This is a genomic window from Aeromicrobium sp. P5_D10 (assembly GCF_054049535.1).
Genome location: NZ_JBFUME010000009.1, coordinates 15,486 through 31,493 on the forward strand (window position 1 = coordinate 15,486; position 16,008 = coordinate 31,493).

The window sequence follows — 16,008 nt, forward strand, 5'->3', positions numbered from 1 at the left end:
GTAGGTGGGCCGTCCTCCGCTTCGCTCCGGACTCAATTCGTGGACTACGTCCACGGCCCACCTCTCGTCGCTCCGCTCCTCGCCATGGTCACCATGCTCCTCGCTATGGTCACCACTGGACTTCGTCCACGGCCCACCTCTCGGCCCCCGCAAGCGGGAGGTACCCCCAGCTCCGCTCCTCGCTATGGTCACTTCATGGATCTGTCGACGTTCGACCAGTTGCTCTCCCCACGCGGGCAGGAGTTGTTGGCTGAGGTGGCGGCCCGCGCGGGCGTCGAGAGCGATCTGGCCCTCGGAACGCGACTGCGCAAGACATACCCTCCCGAACTCGTCGCGGCCGCCGTGACCCAGAACCATCTGCGCGGCAAGGCCGTCACCAAGTTCGGCGCCGATGCGAGAAGGATGTACTTCACGCACGATGCGCTCGAGCAGTCGACCCGGATGAGCGTTGCGGCGCATCGTGCGACCCGGTTGGCCTCGACCGGCTCCACCTCGGCGATCGACCTCGGCTGCGGCATCGGCGGTGATCTGATCGCGCTGGCGCGAGCAGGTATCGCGGTCCGCGGGGTCGAACTCGACCCGGTCAGAGCCGCGATCGCATCGGCCAATCTGCAGTCGCTCGACCTGTCAGGACGCGTAGAGTGCGCAGATGCCCGAACCGTGCCGATCGGCCGTGACGAAGTCGCGTTCGTCGATCCTGCTCGACGCGATGGCCGGGGTCGGACATTTTCCACCGCAGACCTGCAGCCGCCGTGGGACTGGGTCCGCGAACTGCTGGCGGGCCGTGCTGTCGCCAAAGTCATGCCGGGTCTCGCGCATGACGCCGTGCCGGCAGGAGTCGAGGCCGAGTGGGTCAGCGATGGCGGGGACCTGGTCGAAGCGTGTCTGTGGGGGGCGCCATTCGCCACGGCCAGCCGCCGGGCCACCGTGTTGCCTTCCGGGGCGGGGCTCGTCGCAGACAGCGAACCGGTAGCCGTCGCGGATGTCGGCGGCCATCTCTACGAACCCGATGACGCTGTCATCCGGGCAGGACTCGTGATGGAGTTCGCCGCGAAAATCGGCGGCTGGCTGCCCGATTCGCACATCGCGTACGTCAGCTCCGACCGACTCGAGCCGTCGCCGCTGGCGCGGGGGTTCGGGATCATCGACGAACTGCCGTTCCGCGAGAAGCCTCTCAAGGCCGCATTGCAGGTGCGCCGGATCGGGACGTTGACGATCAAGAAACGCGGCGTCGACATCGTCCCCGAGGAGCTCATCAAGAGGATGAAGCTGAAAGGCCCGAACCGGGCCACTGTCATCATGACGAGGGTTCAAGGCCAGGGCCGCGCCTTCCTGGTACAACCAGATTCCGCGAGCGGTGCGCCTCGGACGTTCTGAGACGGCGTGTTCGTCCAGGACGCACCACTCGCGATTGGGTTCGCACCACTCGCGATTGGGCGAGCTCCTAGGCTGACGTCATGCGCATCGACCTCAATGCCGATCTCGGGGAGTCGTGGGACCGATGGAGATCCGGCGAGGATCTCGCCCTGCTCGGTGTCGTCACGAGTGCCAACGTCTGCTGCGGCGCCTATTCCGGTGACCCCGAACTGATGCGGGCCACGTGCGAGGCCGCCGTTGCACAGGGTGTCGCGATCGGCGCGCAAGTGGGTTACCGGGACCGCGACAACTTCGGCAGGGTGTTCGTCGACCTGCCACCCGCCGATCTGACCCGCGAGCTGCTGGGCCAGATCCAGTCACTCGACGACATCGCGCGCTCGGTCGGCGGGACCGTCACGTACGTCAAGCCGCACGGAGCCTTGTACAACACGATCGTCCACCACGAAGCCCAAGCCCAGGCGGTCGTCGATGCGATCGCGCGACTCGATTCGCCCCTGCCGCTGCTGGGTCTACCCGGATCGGTGTCCCTGGGCCTCGCAGTGGCCGCGGGAATCCCTATCGTCCACGAAGGCTTCGCCGACCGCGCCTATGCCCCTGACGGGACGCTGGTGCCGCGTTCCGAACCCGGTGCGGTCCTCGACAGCCCGACCGCAGTGGCCGCACAGGCAGTCGATCTGCTGGGTCGGGTCGCCTCGATCTGCGTGCACAGCGACTCCCCCGGCGCCGTCGCGCTGGCCAGTGCCGTCCGGACGGCACTGGAAGGCGCCGGAGCCACGCTCGCGAGCACGCGATGAACGTCCGCCCGTACGGCGACCGCGCCCTACTGATCGACTGCGAGGACCTGACCCAGGCCCAGGCCTGGTTCGCAGCGCTCGACGGACAGGCCGAGGTCGTGCTCGGCGCCCGCACGGTCCTGGTGCGGGGAGCGCTGCCCGAGATCCGGGCGCTGATCGCGGGCACCCGGCCCCGACCGCCAGCCGGAGATCCCGGCATCACGATCGAGATTCCGGTGAACTACGACGGACCGGATCTCGACGAGGTCGCCCGGCTCACCGGCTTGTCGGTCGAGGAGATCGTGGTGGCCCACACCGGGACGGTCTGGACAGTCGCGTTCGGCGGATTCGCGCCCGGTTTCTCGTACCTGGTCGGGGGCGATCGGCGTCTGGCCGTTCCGCGCCGCAGCACTCCCCGCACAGCCGTGCCCAGCGGAGCCGTCGGGCTCGCCGGCGGGTTCAGCGGAATCTATCCCCGCGAGTCTCCAGGCGGCTGGCAGCTGATCGGTCACACCACGGTGCAGCTGTGGAACTCGAGGCGTGAGCCGCCGGCACTGCTGACAGCCGGATCCCATGTCCGGTTCGTGGTCGCATGACGCTCGACGTCGACTCTCCGGGGATGCTGAGCCTGATCCAGGACAGCGGGCGGCCGGGACTTGGGCACTTCGGCGTCAGTGTCTCGGGCGCCTTCGACCGAGGCGCTCTCCGCCAAGCCAACGTCCTTCTCGGCAATCGTCCGGACGCCGCAGCGATCGAGGTGCTCGGCGGGGGCCTGGTGCTGCGGGCCGAGCGGGATCACGTCGTCGCAGTGACTGGTGCGGCCACCGGGATCCAGATCGACGAGAGTGGCGCTGCCTATGGTCGCGCGATCCCCCTGGCGGCCGGGCAGACATTTCGCCTCGGTGCGCCCAGTGCCGGGTTGCGGACCTATGTCGGAGTCGCCGGCGGCTTTACCGGCGAAGTCGAGCTCGGATCGCGGTCGACGGATACCCTGGCCGGACTCGGACCCGCCCCGCTGACTGCCGGTGACAGGTTGGACGTCGGCGCACCGAGCCGTGCCCCTGACATGCAGGACGTTCCTGCGCTCAACCGGAGCGGCGAACTCACGCTCGACGTGGTCCTCGGTCCGCGCGATGAGTGGTTCACCGCCGCTGCCGTCCGCAGGTTGCTGGAGGAGCCCTGGCAGATCAGTCCGACGTCCAACCGCATCGGCGTCCGGCTCACCGGCCCCTCGCTCGAACGATCCGTGGAGCACGAGCTTCCGAGTGAGCCGTGCCTGCGCGGCAGCATCCAGGTCGCGGCAGATGGGCAACCTATCGTGTTCGGACCCGACCATCCGGTGACCGGCGGCTATCCCGTCATCGCCGTCGTGGTCGACGCGCACACGGATCGGCTGGCGCAGGCTCCTCCCGGGCAGACTCTCCGGTTCAACCGGGTGCATCCGCGCTGATCGCCCAGGTTCTGCCTAACAGCGCTTGGGCGCAGGCAGTCCGATGTCGACAGGAAGCTTGCCGAGCGCTCGCGCGTCTCCCATGAGCACTTTGACCAGGGCCCGCATCGCCGGGACACTGCTGCCGTACAACGCGATCTTGGTCGGCGCCGAGCTGTTCGCCAGTCCGTAAGGGGTGTCGGTCGAGACGACAACTGCCGCGCTTGCGGCCGGGACTCCCGGACCCAGCAAGGCGACGGAGGTTCCCGACCCCAGCGGCAGACCTGCCTCCACCGCCGCGATCTGGAAGGCGGCGACCGCATCCGCCGAGCCTGACGGCATGACCGCGTCGATCTTCGGCACCGGGCACGGATGCGCGACGATCGTGGCGGCCTTGGCACTGAGCGCTTCGGACTCGGCCTGGTGCGAGCCAGGCTCGCCGGGCGGAGCCGGAGTTGCCTCCGCGTGCAGAAGATAGGCGATGGTACGAGCAGCCGAATCCCTGGCCTGCTTCTCTGGAAGGTCACCGGACTTCAGCGCGGCAAGCATCGCGTCGTACGCCTGTTCATTGTCGGCCGGCATCAGTGCCAGGTCGCTGCCGGCCTTGATCGCCTCTACTGCGGCCGCGCCTCCTGGATAGCGGTTCATGACCGCACCCATGCCGAGCGAGTCACTGATGATGAGTCCGTCGTAACCGAGGTTCTTGCGCAGCCCCGTCGTGATGACCTTGCGCGACATCGAGGCCGGGACACCCTTGTCGATCGCCGGCACGTTGAGATGACCGGTCATGATGCCAGGGGCGGCATGTGCGACCGCGGCCTCGAACGGCGCCAGATCGTGGGACCGAAGCCGGTCACGGTCGCTGTCGAGTACGGGCAGGCCTTTGTGGCTGTCGGTCGCGACGTTATGCCCTGGGAAGTGTTTGACCGCAGAGATGATCCCCGCCTCGGAATATCCGTCGACAGCTGCCACGACTGCTGCTGCGACCGTCGCGGGGTCCGATCCCGCGGAGCGACTGCCGATGATCGGATCGGCCGGTCCGATCGTGATGTCGCCATCCGGTGCGAAAACCGTGTTGTAGCCCGCAGCACGCAACTCCGCGCCCGACGCTCGCGCCGCTGCCGTGACGGCCGCGGCGCCTTCGTCACCGTGGCCGGTCACCGCCGCGCCGGCGGACATGAATGTCGGGAACACCGTCAGCGGATCGGTCAGCCGGGCGACGAGCCCGCCCTCCTGGTCGATCGGCACCATGACCGGGAACCCTCGATCGGAACCGGCATCCTGCAGCTGGCGGTTGAAAGCCTTGACCTCATTGAGCGGGTCCTCGGTCGTGGAGTCGAGGATCTGCTGGCCCGTGACCATGACACCGGCGAAATGTCTGTCACGCACGAGCGCGAGCGAGGTGTCGTGCGAGAAGCTGCGGGCGATGATGAGTTGGCCGGCCAGCTGATCCAGGCTCAGCCCGTCGGCCAGCGAACGCGCCTTGGCCCGCACCTCATCCGACGGCACCCAGCCGGTCGGTTCCGGTGCCTTCGCATCTTCACGCGGCTGCTGGGATGACCGCGGGGACGCCGTGTCGTCATCGCGCCCGGTCCACGACATGACGGCTGCCACGATCAGGACGAGCGCGACGATGACGACCGGGATCACCCGAACACGCGTCGTCATGTCAGGCAGCCACGACCTGCATGACGGGCATGCTCGAATCGACCGGCAGGTCCAGCGACGACGGCGCGATCCCACGGCGTACGACCTCGGCACCCAATGCCGCGACCATCGCACCGTTGTCGGTGCACAGCCCGAGACGCGGAATGCGGACCTTGATACCGGCTTTGGCGGCCCGCTCCTCGGCGAAGTGCCGCAGCCGGGCGTTCGCAGCCACGCCGCCACCGATGATCAACGTGTCGACGTCATGGTCCAGACACGCCGCAATGGTCTTCTTGGTCAGCACGTCGCACACGGCGTCTTGGAATGAGGCAGCGACGTCGGCGGTGTCGAACGTCCGGCCCATCCTCTGTTCGTGCTGAACGTGCCTGGACACCGCACTCTTGAGGCCGGAGAACGAGAAGTCGTAGCGGTGCTTCTCGAGGTCTCGGCCAGTGGTGAGTCCGCGCGGGAAGGCGATCGCAGCAGGGTTCCCCTCGCGGGCGACCCGGTCGATGTGTGGACCTCCCGGATAGGGCAGATCGAGGAGGCGGGCAACCTTGTCGAATGCCTCACCGGCCGCATCGTCGATCGTCTGGCCCAGCATCGTGATGCCGGTGACGATGTCGTCGACGAGAAGCAGTTCGGTGTGACCACCGCTGACCAGGAGCGCGGCGACGCGTTCGTTGAACCGGCCGTGCTCCAACTGGTCGACAGCCACGTGGGCTGCGAGGTGATTCACGCCGTAAAGCGGCTTGTCATGGGCAAGGGCCAAGGCCTTGGCCGCGGCGACTCCGACGAGGAGCGCGCCGGTCAGCCCGGGCCCGCTCGTCACGGCGATGGCGTCGACGTCCTGCACCCGGATTCCCGATTCGGCATAGGCCTGCTCGAGGGTGGGCACCATCGCCTCCAGATGGGCGCGGCTGGCGACCTCCGGAACGACGCCGCCGAAGCGTACGTGCTGCTCCATACTCGAACTCAAGGCATGCGCCAGCAGCTCGGTACCGCGGACGATACCGACGCCCGTCTCGTCGCAGGACGATTCGATGCCCATCACCAGAGGTTCACTCACCCCCACATTGTGGCAGGGTGAAAAACATGACTCGCACCGACGACATCCCAGCGGCTTTCGACGAGCGGACGATCCTGGTCCAGATGCTGCACTACACGCAGGACACGGCCGTGATCAAGGTCAGTGGTCTGAGCGAGGAGCTGGCGCGGACTGCACCGCTGCCGGGCTCCCCGCTGATGAGCCCGGCCAATGTGCTCAATCACCTGCGCTGGGTCGAGCGGTCGTGGATCAATCACGATCTGCTCGGCGGCGAGGACGATGGTCCGTGGAGCAAGGAGGACCCCGACGCGGAGTTCAGGCAGGGTTCGGAGCTGCCCATCGCCGAGGTCATTCGCCTCTACGAGGAGGAGGCTGCGCGGACCAGGGCAGTTTTCGCCGATGTCGATCTCGACATGGTGCGCCGCGGCGATCGGGTTCAGCCGGTCACGGCCCGTTGGATCTTGAACCACCTGATCGAGGAGACGGCTCGCCACAACGGCCACCTCGACATCTTGCGCGAGTTGGCCGATGGCGCCACGGGCGACTGATCCCCGCTGCTACCTGGGCTCGAGTTGAGCCAATTCCAGGAGCCGGGCGACCGACAACGCTGCGACAACGATCGGATCACGTTCGCCGGAGAGTCCGGCCCTGATCAACGAGGCGTCGATCGATTGCGCCAACAGATCGACGTCCTGGCCTGCGGCGACTCTCTCGTAGCCTGACTTCTCCAGGACTATCCGAAGAGCACGCAGCAGCCGGGTGCGCGAGGCCAGCATGATGGCGCGCAGCTCCGGATCGCGATGGGCGGCAAGCATCGGCTCCAGACGAGTTGTGACGACGTCGGGTCTCAGCCTGGGTGCGTAAAACGTCTCGATCAGCAAGCATGCGGTCGTGCTTTCCGACCGGCTTCTGCGTGACAGCTCGTGCGCCATCTGGAGTGCGCCATTGCCACGGATCTCCTCGGCCTCGCGGACCGCTTCAGCGTACAAACGGGTTTTGGACGGGAAGTAGTAATTGGCCGATCCGGGCGGCACACCCGCTGCCTCGGCGACCTTGCGATGGGTCACGGCACCCGGGCCCTCATCGATGAGCAACTGAGCCGCCGCCACGACTAGGTCTCGTTGCCGCGCACTACTCCGCTCCTGAGAAGTGATCCTTACCGGTGACGCCACGACTTCAGTGTATAGGCCCACCCATGGGAATACCTATACAGCAGTATGTGTTTTAGTGGATGAGGGTCAACGACGACCCCGATCGAATCCACGAGGTGACCGAATGCACGCAACATCATTGGCCCAGGAAGGGCTGAAGATCGACTGGGCCACGATGCCCACCTACAACACGATCATGTCGATCGCCGCCGGCGCAGGCCTGTTGGGCATCGTCCTCCTGGCCCGCCAGCTCATGACCAAGCCGAGCGACGTCAGTGCTGAGGGATGGTCGCTCGCTTTCGGCGTGCTGGGCGCCATCCTGACCACGACCGGTCTCCACATGACGCTGACCTGGCCCCTGGCAGCAGGCGGTTTCCCGTTCGACAACATCATCTTCGGCGAGACGAGCCTCGGCTTCGGCGTCCTGCTGCTCGGCGCATCGATCTACCTGTGGCGCCGCGGAGCCGAAGCGCTGACCCGCCCCGAGCCGCTCGCGGCGCTCGCCAAGGTCGCCCAGCCGATCTCGGTGTTCGTCGGCGGTCTCGGACTCGCCCTGTTCGGCATCGCCGTCGCGGGAATCAAGTACAAGCTGTTCGCTGCCCCGCCCGAGGAGCCCATCTCCGGAGAGTTCGCTGAATGGCCTCTGGTCGAAGCCATCTTCATGTCGAGCCTGTTCGCCCTGATCGGCATCGGCGCCGTGCTGTTCCCGTTCGTCGTCAACAGCCTCAAGAAGGCCACCGCCGTGCTGACCGTCCCGATCAAGATCACCGGGGTCGTCTGGGCCGTCACCGGTGTCGCGTTCATCCTGTTCGGAGCGATGAACTTCTTCACCCACATCGGGCTCATCGTCAACACGATGTGACACGCCGATACTGAGAGGCGGGCTCCAGACGGGGCCCGCCTTCGTATCCCCGCAGAAGCGCTATCGAGAGAGCGCCGCGGATCGGGCCCCGATCAGACTTGCCACCACCATCATCGCCAGCGGGAGGAACACCACGGCGATACTGAACGGCCACCGGTCCACCAGCACGACGGCCACCGCGCACACGGCCGCAAGAATGCTGGTCCAGCGAAGCCCCGGCATCGCTGCACGATGTGCCTTTTCCCACGACTCGTCGTCACTCATCGTGGCTCGAGTTCTGATGCCGATGAACAGATTTCGGCGCAATCGTCCTGAACCTATTGCCACCACGAGCCATGCATTGATTCCGGCCAATGCCAACAGCCCTGCTGCTGCGAGAAGCGAACTGCCTGAGACGCTCAGCAACGTCAATCCTGCTGTTTCCTCGACACGCGTCGAGCAGCGCGAGCCGCGTACTCCTCTTCGTCCAGATGAGCCGCCTCGGCGAGAGTCGGCGCCGTGCCGCCGTGACGAGCCGGCGCCCACCACTGACCTTCCGGGCTGAGCGGGTAAGTCTCGATCGCGTGGTCGAGCAGCGCCGACATGGCCGCCCGCAGCTGCTCGGTCTCGGCGACCGGATCGTCACCCGTCACGGCCAACGGGGCCCCGACATGCAGGCCGATCGTCTTTCCGCGTCCCTTCAGATCTGATTCATGATCCTTGGTCTTCAGGAGCTGGGTTCCCCACGTGACCATCGGAATCAACGGAACACCGGCCTCGGCGGCCATCCGGACTGCTCCGGTCTTGAGTTCCTTGATCTCGAACGAGCGACTGATCGTGGCCTCAGGGAAGATGCCGACGATCTCGCCGTCACGCGCGTACTGCACCGCGTCATCGTAGGAGGCCTGGCCGTTCTCACGGTCGACCGAGATGTGGTGGAACGAACGCATGATCGGACCCGTGACACGGTGGTCGAAGGCGTCCTTCTTGGCCATGAACCGCACCAACCGGCCGCTGGGCTGGGCTGCGAGACCGTCGAAGATGAAGTCGACGTAGCCGATGTGGTTGGCAGCCAGGATCGCACCGCCGGTGCGCGGGATATTTTCCGTGCCGGACATCTGAAATTTCATGCCGAGTACTTTGAACAGCGTCTTCGCCGTCAGGATCGTGGCCGGGTAGGTGAAATCGCGCATCCGGTCAGGGTAGTGCAGGCTGGGCCGTCAGTCTTCCACGACGTGAACTGCCGCCTCTTCTGCACTCGACGCCGCTCCGTCGATGCCGACGTCCTCGGCGATGAGATCCTTCTCGGTGTCCTCGCCGAACCCCGCATCCGGGTCGACGAGCCTGCCGGCGCGCCTCGACCCCACCTCACCGTCGTCGAGTACCTCATCGGTGTCGGCGTACGGATCGGGCTCTGGCTCTTCCTGGCGCAGCCGCTCGTCGATCGACTCCCCCTCCAGGGCCTCGTCGGCGGTCGTGCCGAACCCTTCGCCACGGTAGCTCTCGGGCGGGGAGTAGCCGGTGTCCATCATCTCGTCGACGTCTTCGACGAGCGCTTCCTGATCTGGTGCGTCGGATTCATCGTGGTACGAAGTCATGACTCCAGACTGGCACGCTCACCGCGAGAAGCAAGGCGAACGGGATCAGCGCCACTCGGCGATCGAGACCTCCATCACGAGCGCATCGACGATGCCCCCGTAGTAGCCCCGTCGGGTGCTGATGGTGTCGAAGCCGAATGACTCATACAGGCCTATCGCAGCCACGTTGTCTGCTGCGACCTCGAGCAGCATCCGCCCGGCCCCCAGGTCACGTGCCCGGTCGATCAGGGCCTCCAACAGGTCACGCGCCCGTCCGTGCCCCCGCGAGCCGGGCAGCACTGCGATGCGATCCAGGTCGGCATCCTCGCCGACGACTGCGATGGCGCCGTAGGCCTGTTCGTCCTCGCTCAGCAGGACCACATGGCGTTCGCTCAGGACCTCGTCGCATATCAGCTTCTCGCTCCAGGCCGCCTCAGCGAAACAGGCCTGCTCGATCGCGAGGATCGTGCCGACGTCACCTTGCCCGGCCGGGCGGATCATGCCTGCTTGGGGTTGACCTGCGGCACCGCATCGGGTCGACGTAAGTAGAGGGGTTCGAGACCGACCTCGGTGACATTGCCTGCCATGACCAGTTCCGCGAGGGCAGCTGCTCGGGGATCGCATGCCTCCCCCGCGGCGTTCAGCACGCCGTCGTACTGATGCGCGCCGCGGCCGTAGACCGCGAGATCGGGGTGCAGGACCGCGAGATCTGCGGGCTTGAGGACACTGGGACCCTCGACCCTCTCGTACGGCGAGGCATAGCGGGCCCAGTAGACCTCCTTTCGACGCGCGTCGGTCGCGACCAGGAACTCGCCGTCCGCCCGAACGTCGGCCGCGAGGATGTCGAGCGAACAGACGCCATGCGTCGTCAGACCCAAAGTGGAGCCGAGCGTCAGGGCTGTGACGACTCCGACCCGCAGGCCGGTGAACGGTCCCGGACCGACGCCGACGGCGACGTCGGTCAGATCCGACATCGCGGCGCCGGCCTGCGCCATCGCATCCCGGATCGCCGGTGCGAGCAGTTCGCCGTGAGCCATCGCGCCTTCTCCGTAGGCTTCTCCCACGATCTTGGTCCCGTCGTGGACAGCAACCGTGATCGCCGGAGTAGCGGTGTCGAAAGCAAGCAGCAGCACCCCGCCACCCTAACGCTCGCGAGTCACTGCCTCACGTCCGAGGAGTCACTTAGTCACGTTCGATGAGTCACTTGCTCACACGCACTCGTCACTACATGGCTCACGGGCGGTGACTAGGTGACTCGCGAGGGTTAGGGGGGCAGGAGGGTGGAACGGAGGGGGACGCCGATCCAGCGGGGGCCATGGGGCTTGATCGTGACCACCCGGGCCTCGACGCCGTCATAGACCGACTCATCGCTGTCCACGCCCGATTCACACTCATGGGGAGTACCGAGGGGGTCGATCGGCCGCGGGCCGCGCACCTCGATCTTGACGTGCAACCAACTGTCGGACAGCTGTTCGGCCATCCCATCGCCCCACTCCACGACCGTCACGGCCGACTCGGTCGTCGCATCGAGGTCGAGGTCATCGATCTCGCGCAGATCGCCCAGCCGATAGGCGTCGACATGCACCAACGCCGGACCGCCGACCAGGGACGGGTGGGTCCTGGCGATGATGAACGTCGGTGACGTGATCGGGCCACGCACCCCCAGCGCCTCGCCGAGTCCCTGCGTGAACGTCGTCTTGCCTGCCCCGAGGTCACCTGACAGCACCAGTAGGTCTCCGGCGCGAAGAAGCGCCGCCAGCCGGGTCGCCAAGGCCTGCATGTCGTCGGGCGTCGGCACTTCCCGCGCCAACCACAGGGTCTTCCCGAACTCGATGAATGCACCGCGCCGGCCGACCGGCTGATACAGGCGGCGGGTCCAGAACTGCACCGTCTCGGGCAGCTCCTCGCGCACATCGAGCCAGATACCGTCCTTGCCCCGCTCTTCGGCTGTGTCCTCGGCGACACCCACCATGGCCGAGGCGACACCGCGGGCCTGGATGTCGGGGTCGACGCAGACCCGACGCAATCCCAACTGACCGGGACGCGACTCGTCGAACAGCAGCGCACCCATCGGGCGACCACGACGTTCGACGAGCAGTCCGCCAGCGGTGGCGAGCGTGGCCGAAACCGAATCGATCGTCTCCGCCAGCGCCGTGGTCGGCGGATCCAGCACCGGCCGGGCGCCGAACGAACGGTGGATGATGTCGACGATCAGGCCCGCGTGCTCCGGACCCGCTTCGACGACGTTGAGCGCATTCGATCCGATCATGCGTTGATGTCCTCCAACACGTCTTCGATCGCTTCGGTCACCGTCTGATGTTCCTCGAACATCATCATGTGTCCAGCGTCTTCGAGTACGACGAGTTTGGCGTCGGTGATCTGGTCGGCGAGTCGACGACTGTGCTTGATCGGCGTCAGCTGGTCGGCCGTGCCGCCGATCACCGTCACGCGAGCCCGGCCCAGCGCCTCGAATCCCGACGTGAGGTCGAGATCGACGAAGTTGGGATAGAAGTCCGACAAGACATGTGTCGGCGCAGTCAGGATCATCTCATTGGCCATGTCGACGTGCCGTTCGGCGGCCTGCGGTCCCAAAGCCCAGCGCCGGATGACCGAGTAACTGTTGAACCGCCGTCCCCAATCGAGCAAGGGCGCTCCAGTCCGGAGCAGCGGGACGAGACGATGGAGAACCGGGCTGTTGCGCATCAGACGCCCTCCGCTGGTGCCCAGAAGCACGACACCCTTGACGCGGCCGCCGAACAGGTCAGGCTGTGACTGAGCGAGTTTCATGATGGCCATACCGCCCATCGAATGGCCGATGAGGACGATCGGACCGCGAGGCACGATCTGCTTGATCACGGTCAGGACGTCGTCGGCGATCTCATCCAGCGATGAGTTGTCGGCGTACGAACGACCGGAACGTCCATGCGAACGCAGATCGACGAACACCATCCGGACCCGACCCCGCAATGCGAGGCGCTGGTAGTGCCACAGGTCGATGTTCTCGACCCAGCCGTGCAAGAAGATCATGGTCGGCGTCTTGCGGTCAGCCTCGTCGATCTCGACGTTGAGCGTGACGCCGTCAGAAGACATCAACGTCAGCGCGGGGCTGTGGACCGAACCGAATTCGACCTCCTCACCCCGCCGTCGTCGGCGCTGCGCGCGCTGGCGGCCGTTCAGCAACGTAGCCGCTGCCCCGGCTGCCACGAAGGCGCCGGCGGTCGTCGCGAGTCTGACGGATCGGCTCATCGGTCCCCTCTGTACGTCCTGACGATGCGATCACCCAGGCGGGTCACCACTTCATACGCGATCGTGCCCGTCGTGGCGGCCCAGTCCTCCGCGGTCGGTTCACCGTCGTCGCCCGGCCCGAACAGCACCACGATGTCGCCTCGGGACGCCTGCTGATCGCCTAGATCGATGACGAACTGATCCATGCATATCCGTCCCACGATCGGTGCGCGTACACCCACGACCTGCACATGTGCGCGGTTCGAGGCCGCGATCAAGATCCCATCGCCGTATCCGAACGGCACGTCGGCCACCGTCGTGTCGTGTTCAGCGGTCCAGGTCCAGCCGTACGAGACGCCACTGCCGGCCGGAATCCGTTTGACCTGGGCAAGACGTCCGCGCAGCGTCATGACCGGAGTCAGCGGAGTCGAATAGACCATCGCCGGATCGGGCCGGATGCCGTAGGCCGCGATACCGACGCGCACCAGATCGAAATGCGCGGATGGACGGGTCAGCGTCGCGGCCGAATTGCTCAGGTGCCGCAGACCGGGTTCGAGGCCCGCAGCGGTGAGTTCGGCCACGGCCTCGCCGAAGACCTTTTCCTGCTCGTCATTGGCCGGGTGCTCAGGTTCGTCGGCGCAAGCGAAGTGCGACCATGTGCCGGTCACCTCGATCCGGCCTGCCGCCTGAGCGGTTTTCGCCGCCTGGACGAGTTCGGTCCACTGCGGCCCACGGGCGCCATTGCGCGAAAGTCCCGTATCGACTTTGAGCTGTACCCGTGCCCGCGATGGTGTTGCCGCGATAATCTCGGCGAGCTGCGCCGCAGAAGATGCCGTCACCTGGATTCCTGCCTCGGCGGCCTCGGCCCACGGCGCGTCGGGGCTCGCGAGCCAGCACAGGATCTCGCCGGTATCGCCGCCTTCACGTAAGGCGATGGCCTCGTCGAGGGTCGCGACACCGAGCCACTCCGATCCGGCATCGCGGGCAGCACGTGCCATGGGCAGCAGGCCGTGTCCGTAGGCATTGGCTTTCACGACGGTCATCTGCAGCGAGTTCGGAGCGCAATCGGCCAAGGCGGCGAGATTGCCCCTGAACGCGTCGAGGTCGATGACGGCCTCGGCCTGGGGTTCCTGCACTGTCAGTCCCTCCAGTCGCGGACGTCGTCGAGAAGTCCGTCGTGGAACGCTGCCACCGTGCCCGGGAGGGCGGCGGCCACCATCGACGCCGTCACCGGCCCACCTCGATTCGCACGCACGCTGGCGGCTCCGTGCAAAAAGGCGGCCAAGGATCCCGCATCGTGCGGATCTGCCCCGGACGCCATCAGCGAGCCGGCGAAACCGGACAGGACATCACCCGCGCCGGCCGTGCCGAGCCACGGAGACCCGGTCAGATTGACCCGCGTCGCACGTCCCGGCGTCGCGACCAGCGTCCGTGCTCCTTTGAGCAGGACCGTCGTGTCCCAGCGCCGGGCCGCCTCGACGACGTGAGCCAGCGGTTCGGCCTCGACGGCGGTCCGACTGACATCCAACATCGCAGCCAGTTCCCCGGCGTGCGGCGTCAACAGCACGGGAACATCGAATGACTCAGGCAGATGGGCCAATCCGCTGGCGTCGATCAGCACCGGAACCCCATCGGCGAGGGCGGTCTCGAGGTGCTGCTCGGCCTGATCTCCGCTGCCCGGCCCGACGACCCAGGCCTGGACTCTGCCCGGCCCGGCGACTACTTCGGGCGCCCGGTCGACAATGCGCTGGCTCAGGTGGGAGGCACCCACGAACCGCACCATTCCCGCCATTCCGGACAGTGCACCGGACACGCACAGGTGAGCCGCGCCCGCATATTCGTCGGAGCCGGCGGCGATCCCGACCACGCCACGTGAATACTTGTGGCTCGTCGGACTCTCCAACCAGTCGAACATCTGGGACAACAGATGCCCATCGGTGGGTTCGATCGCCTCGAGCGAGGGCTCCGGCAGATGGTCCGCGAGCCCGAGATCGACCAGCTTGGCGATCGCGGTGCCGTTCCACCCCGCAGCACCCGCGGCCGGATTCACCAAGAGAGCGTTCTTGTACGTTCCGAACGTTATCGTCGCGTCGGCCTTGACGTGGACGCCCGACAGAACGCCTCGGTCGACGTCGACTCCCGACGGCACATCGACCGCGATCGTGTAGGGCCGAGTGTCCGCGATCCATTCCGCCCATTCAGCTGCCCGACCCGACAGGCCAGGGCGGGCACCGATCCCGAACATCGCGTCGAGACAGTGCCTCTGGCCCGTGGGCGCATCGACTATCTGCGCCCCGGCGTCCAGCGCGGATGCCAGCCCTTCGGAGTGCACCGCGGAGCGATCCAGGAGGCAGAGATCCACCCGGATCCCGCGATCCAGCAGCTGAACTGCGGCGAACAGCGCATCGCCGCCGTTGTTGCCGGGGCCGATCAGCATCGCGACGAGATCACCTGCGGCGATATGGTCCAACGCGTCGGCGAGGCCTCGGGACGCCCGACGCATCAACTCGCCGTCCGGAAGTTCGGCGGCGAGAGCTTCCTCCCCCACACGGATGTCGGGGACGCTGTGCGCCCTCAGCATTCGGCCACCACGAATGCCGTGGCGACAGTCGTATCGTGCGAGATCGACACATGAGTCGCGGTGATGGCCAACTCGGCGACCCGATCGAGCGCAGCACCTGTCAGGCGGAGCTCGGGAGCACCCTGTGCGTCATTGACGACCTCGATGTCCTGCCACGACATTCCCGCCGGGGCGCGCAATGCCTTGACGAAGGCCTCCTTGGCCGCGAACCGGCCGGCCAGCGATTCCAACGGCCCGTCTATCTCTCGCGCCGTGAAGAGCCGATCGCGCATCGTGGGCGTACGTTCCAGCGTCGCCGCGAAACGCGGAATGTCGACGACATCCACGCCGATCCCATAGATCGTCACGAGACGGCACGA

At 66.6% G+C, this 16,008-nt stretch carries 19 protein-coding genes; 6 read left to right on the top strand and 13 right to left on the bottom strand.

Annotation, left to right across the window (positions count from 1 at the left end; translation table 11 throughout):
* Window positions 1-195 precede the first annotated feature (195 nt).
* From ACXJKC_RS17120 to ACXJKC_RS17135, 4 genes are all read left to right on the top strand, one after another.
* Complete coding sequence (locus tag ACXJKC_RS17120) at window positions 196-1,377, top strand: class I SAM-dependent methyltransferase (protein WP_456697956.1); 1,182 nt, start codon at window positions 196-198, stop codon at window positions 1,375-1,377.
* A gap of 80 nt (window positions 1,378-1,457) precedes the next feature.
* Window positions 1,458-2,171, top strand: coding sequence for a LamB/YcsF family protein (locus ACXJKC_RS17125; RefSeq protein WP_456697957.1), 714 nt, complete (start codon window positions 1,458-1,460; stop codon window positions 2,169-2,171).
* The gene (locus tag ACXJKC_RS17130; RefSeq protein ID WP_456697958.1) at window positions 2,168-2,746 is read left to right on the top strand and encodes a 5-oxoprolinase subunit B family protein; all 579 of its coding nucleotides are present in this window, start codon (window positions 2,168-2,170) and stop codon (window positions 2,744-2,746) included. The genes ACXJKC_RS17125 and ACXJKC_RS17130 overlap by 4 nt, the downstream gene beginning before the upstream one ends.
* Entirely contained in the window at window positions 2,743-3,600 is an 858-nt protein-coding gene (locus ACXJKC_RS17135) for a 5-oxoprolinase subunit C family protein (RefSeq protein WP_456697959.1), read from the top strand. Before ACXJKC_RS17130 ends, ACXJKC_RS17135 begins: the two co-directional genes overlap by 4 nt.
* Window positions 3,601-3,615: 15 nt before the next feature.
* Here the strand turns inward: ACXJKC_RS17135 and ACXJKC_RS17140 are convergent, their stop codons facing one another.
* Both ACXJKC_RS17140 and tsaD read right to left on the bottom strand, forming a co-directional pair.
* A complete protein-coding gene (locus tag ACXJKC_RS17140) occupies window positions 3,616-5,247 on the bottom strand; it encodes a glycoside hydrolase family 3 N-terminal domain-containing protein (protein WP_456697960.1) in 1,632 nt (543 codons plus the stop codon).
* A gap of 1 nt (window position 5,248) precedes the next feature.
* A complete protein-coding gene (gene tsaD, locus ACXJKC_RS17145; RefSeq protein WP_456697961.1) occupies window positions 5,249-6,295 on the bottom strand; it encodes a tRNA (adenosine(37)-N6)-threonylcarbamoyltransferase complex transferase subunit TsaD in 1,047 nt (348 codons plus the stop codon).
* A 26-nt stretch (window positions 6,296-6,321) separates the two neighbouring features.
* Here tsaD and ACXJKC_RS17150 point away from each other — a divergent pair, with 26 nt between their 5' ends.
* Window positions 6,322-6,822, top strand: a complete 501-nt coding sequence (locus ACXJKC_RS17150) for a DinB family protein (RefSeq protein ID WP_456697962.1) — start codon at window positions 6,322-6,324, stop codon at window positions 6,820-6,822.
* Between the two features lie 9 nt (window positions 6,823-6,831).
* Here the strand turns inward: ACXJKC_RS17150 and ACXJKC_RS17155 are convergent, their stop codons facing one another.
* Window positions 6,832-7,383 (bottom strand): TetR/AcrR family transcriptional regulator, encoded by a 552-nt coding sequence (locus tag ACXJKC_RS17155; protein WP_456697963.1) that lies wholly within the window; start codon window positions 7,381-7,383, stop codon window positions 6,832-6,834.
* Window positions 7,384-7,549: 166 nt separating this feature from the next.
* On the opposite strand from ACXJKC_RS17155, the gene ACXJKC_RS17160 reads away from it, so the two are divergent.
* A complete protein-coding gene (locus ACXJKC_RS17160; RefSeq protein ID WP_456697964.1) occupies window positions 7,550-8,287 on the top strand; it encodes a DUF981 family protein in 738 nt (245 codons plus the stop codon).
* A gap of 60 nt (window positions 8,288-8,347) precedes the next feature.
* On the opposite strand, the gene ACXJKC_RS17165 is transcribed toward ACXJKC_RS17160, so the two are convergent.
* The 10 genes from ACXJKC_RS17165 to ACXJKC_RS17210 form a co-directional block, all read right to left on the bottom strand.
* Window positions 8,348-8,698, bottom strand: a complete 351-nt coding sequence (locus ACXJKC_RS17165) for an SdpI family protein (RefSeq protein WP_456697965.1) — start codon at window positions 8,696-8,698, stop codon at window positions 8,348-8,350.
* Window positions 8,695-9,459 carry a lysophospholipid acyltransferase family protein gene (locus tag ACXJKC_RS17170; RefSeq protein WP_456697966.1) on the bottom strand — a complete coding sequence of 255 codons (765 nt, stop codon included), beginning with the start codon at window positions 9,457-9,459 and terminating at the stop codon, window positions 8,695-8,697. Before ACXJKC_RS17170 ends, ACXJKC_RS17165 begins: the two co-directional genes overlap by 4 nt.
* Window positions 9,460-9,486: 27 nt before the next feature.
* Window positions 9,487-9,864 carry a DUF5709 domain-containing protein gene (locus tag ACXJKC_RS17175; RefSeq protein ID WP_456697967.1) on the bottom strand — a complete coding sequence of 126 codons (378 nt, stop codon included), beginning with the start codon at window positions 9,862-9,864 and terminating at the stop codon, window positions 9,487-9,489.
* A gap of 45 nt (window positions 9,865-9,909) precedes the next feature.
* Window positions 9,910-10,344 (bottom strand): GNAT family N-acetyltransferase, encoded by a 435-nt coding sequence (locus ACXJKC_RS17180; protein ID WP_456697968.1) that lies wholly within the window; start codon window positions 10,342-10,344, stop codon window positions 9,910-9,912.
* Complete coding sequence (gene tsaB, locus ACXJKC_RS17185; RefSeq protein WP_456697969.1) at window positions 10,341-10,976, bottom strand: tRNA (adenosine(37)-N6)-threonylcarbamoyltransferase complex dimerization subunit type 1 TsaB; 636 nt, start codon at window positions 10,974-10,976, stop codon at window positions 10,341-10,343. The genes ACXJKC_RS17180 and tsaB overlap by 4 nt, the downstream gene beginning before the upstream one ends.
* A 131-nt stretch (window positions 10,977-11,107) precedes the next feature.
* Window positions 11,108-12,112, bottom strand: a complete 1,005-nt coding sequence (gene tsaE / locus ACXJKC_RS17190; protein ID WP_456697970.1) for a tRNA (adenosine(37)-N6)-threonylcarbamoyltransferase complex ATPase subunit type 1 TsaE — start codon at window positions 12,110-12,112, stop codon at window positions 11,108-11,110.
* Window positions 12,109-13,089 carry an alpha/beta fold hydrolase gene (locus tag ACXJKC_RS17195; protein WP_456697971.1) on the bottom strand — a complete coding sequence of 327 codons (981 nt, stop codon included), beginning with the start codon at window positions 13,087-13,089 and terminating at the stop codon, window positions 12,109-12,111. Before ACXJKC_RS17195 ends, tsaE begins: the two co-directional genes overlap by 4 nt.
* A complete protein-coding gene (gene alr / locus ACXJKC_RS17200) occupies window positions 13,086-14,204 on the bottom strand; it encodes an alanine racemase (protein WP_456697972.1) in 1,119 nt (372 codons plus the stop codon). The genes ACXJKC_RS17195 and alr overlap by 4 nt, the downstream gene beginning before the upstream one ends.
* Window positions 14,205-14,206: 2 nt before the next feature.
* The gene (locus ACXJKC_RS17205) at window positions 14,207-15,649 is read right to left on the bottom strand and encodes a bifunctional ADP-dependent NAD(P)H-hydrate dehydratase/NAD(P)H-hydrate epimerase (RefSeq protein WP_456697973.1); all 1,443 of its coding nucleotides are present in this window, start codon (window positions 15,647-15,649) and stop codon (window positions 14,207-14,209) included.
* Window positions 15,643-15,996, bottom strand: coding sequence for a holo-ACP synthase (locus ACXJKC_RS17210; RefSeq protein WP_456697974.1), 354 nt, complete (start codon window positions 15,994-15,996; stop codon window positions 15,643-15,645). The genes ACXJKC_RS17205 and ACXJKC_RS17210 overlap by 7 nt, the downstream gene beginning before the upstream one ends.
* Window positions 15,997-16,008: the final 12 nt, after the last annotated feature.

Excerpts from the sequence above, each read along its gene's own strand:
- ACXJKC_RS17120 (WP_456697956.1), top strand. The coding sequence starts at position 196 with ATGGATCTGTCGACGTTCGACCAGTTGCTCTCCCCACGCGGGCAGGAG.
- ACXJKC_RS17125 (WP_456697957.1), top strand. The coding sequence starts at position 1,458 with ATGCGCATCGACCTCAATGCCGATCTCGGGGAGTCGTGGGACCGATGG.
- ACXJKC_RS17130 (WP_456697958.1), top strand. The coding sequence starts at position 2,168 with ATGAACGTCCGCCCGTACGGCGACCGCGCCCTACTGATCGACTGCGAG.
- ACXJKC_RS17135 (WP_456697959.1), top strand. The coding sequence starts at position 2,743 with ATGACGCTCGACGTCGACTCTCCGGGGATGCTGAGCCTGATCCAGGAC.
- ACXJKC_RS17140 (WP_456697960.1), bottom strand. The coding sequence starts at position 5,247 with ATGACGACGCGTGTTCGGGTGATCCCGGTCGTCATCGTCGCGCTCGTC.
- ACXJKC_RS17150 (WP_456697962.1), top strand. The coding sequence starts at position 6,322 with ATGACTCGCACCGACGACATCCCAGCGGCTTTCGACGAGCGGACGATC.
- ACXJKC_RS17160 (WP_456697964.1), top strand. The coding sequence starts at position 7,550 with ATGCACGCAACATCATTGGCCCAGGAAGGGCTGAAGATCGACTGGGCC.
- ACXJKC_RS17170 (WP_456697966.1), bottom strand. The coding sequence starts at position 9,459 with ATGCGCGATTTCACCTACCCGGCCACGATCCTGACGGCGAAGACGCTG.
- ACXJKC_RS17175 (WP_456697967.1), bottom strand. The coding sequence starts at position 9,864 with ATGACTTCGTACCACGATGAATCCGACGCACCAGATCAGGAAGCGCTC.
- ACXJKC_RS17180 (WP_456697968.1), bottom strand. The coding sequence starts at position 10,344 with ATGATCCGCCCGGCCGGGCAAGGTGACGTCGGCACGATCCTCGCGATC.
- tsaE (WP_456697970.1), bottom strand. The coding sequence starts at position 12,112 with ATGATCGGATCGAATGCGCTCAACGTCGTCGAAGCGGGTCCGGAGCAC.
- ACXJKC_RS17195 (WP_456697971.1), bottom strand. The coding sequence starts at position 13,089 with ATGAGCCGATCCGTCAGACTCGCGACGACCGCCGGCGCCTTCGTGGCA.
- ACXJKC_RS17205 (WP_456697973.1), bottom strand. The coding sequence starts at position 15,649 with ATGCTGAGGGCGCACAGCGTCCCCGACATCCGTGTGGGGGAGGAAGCT.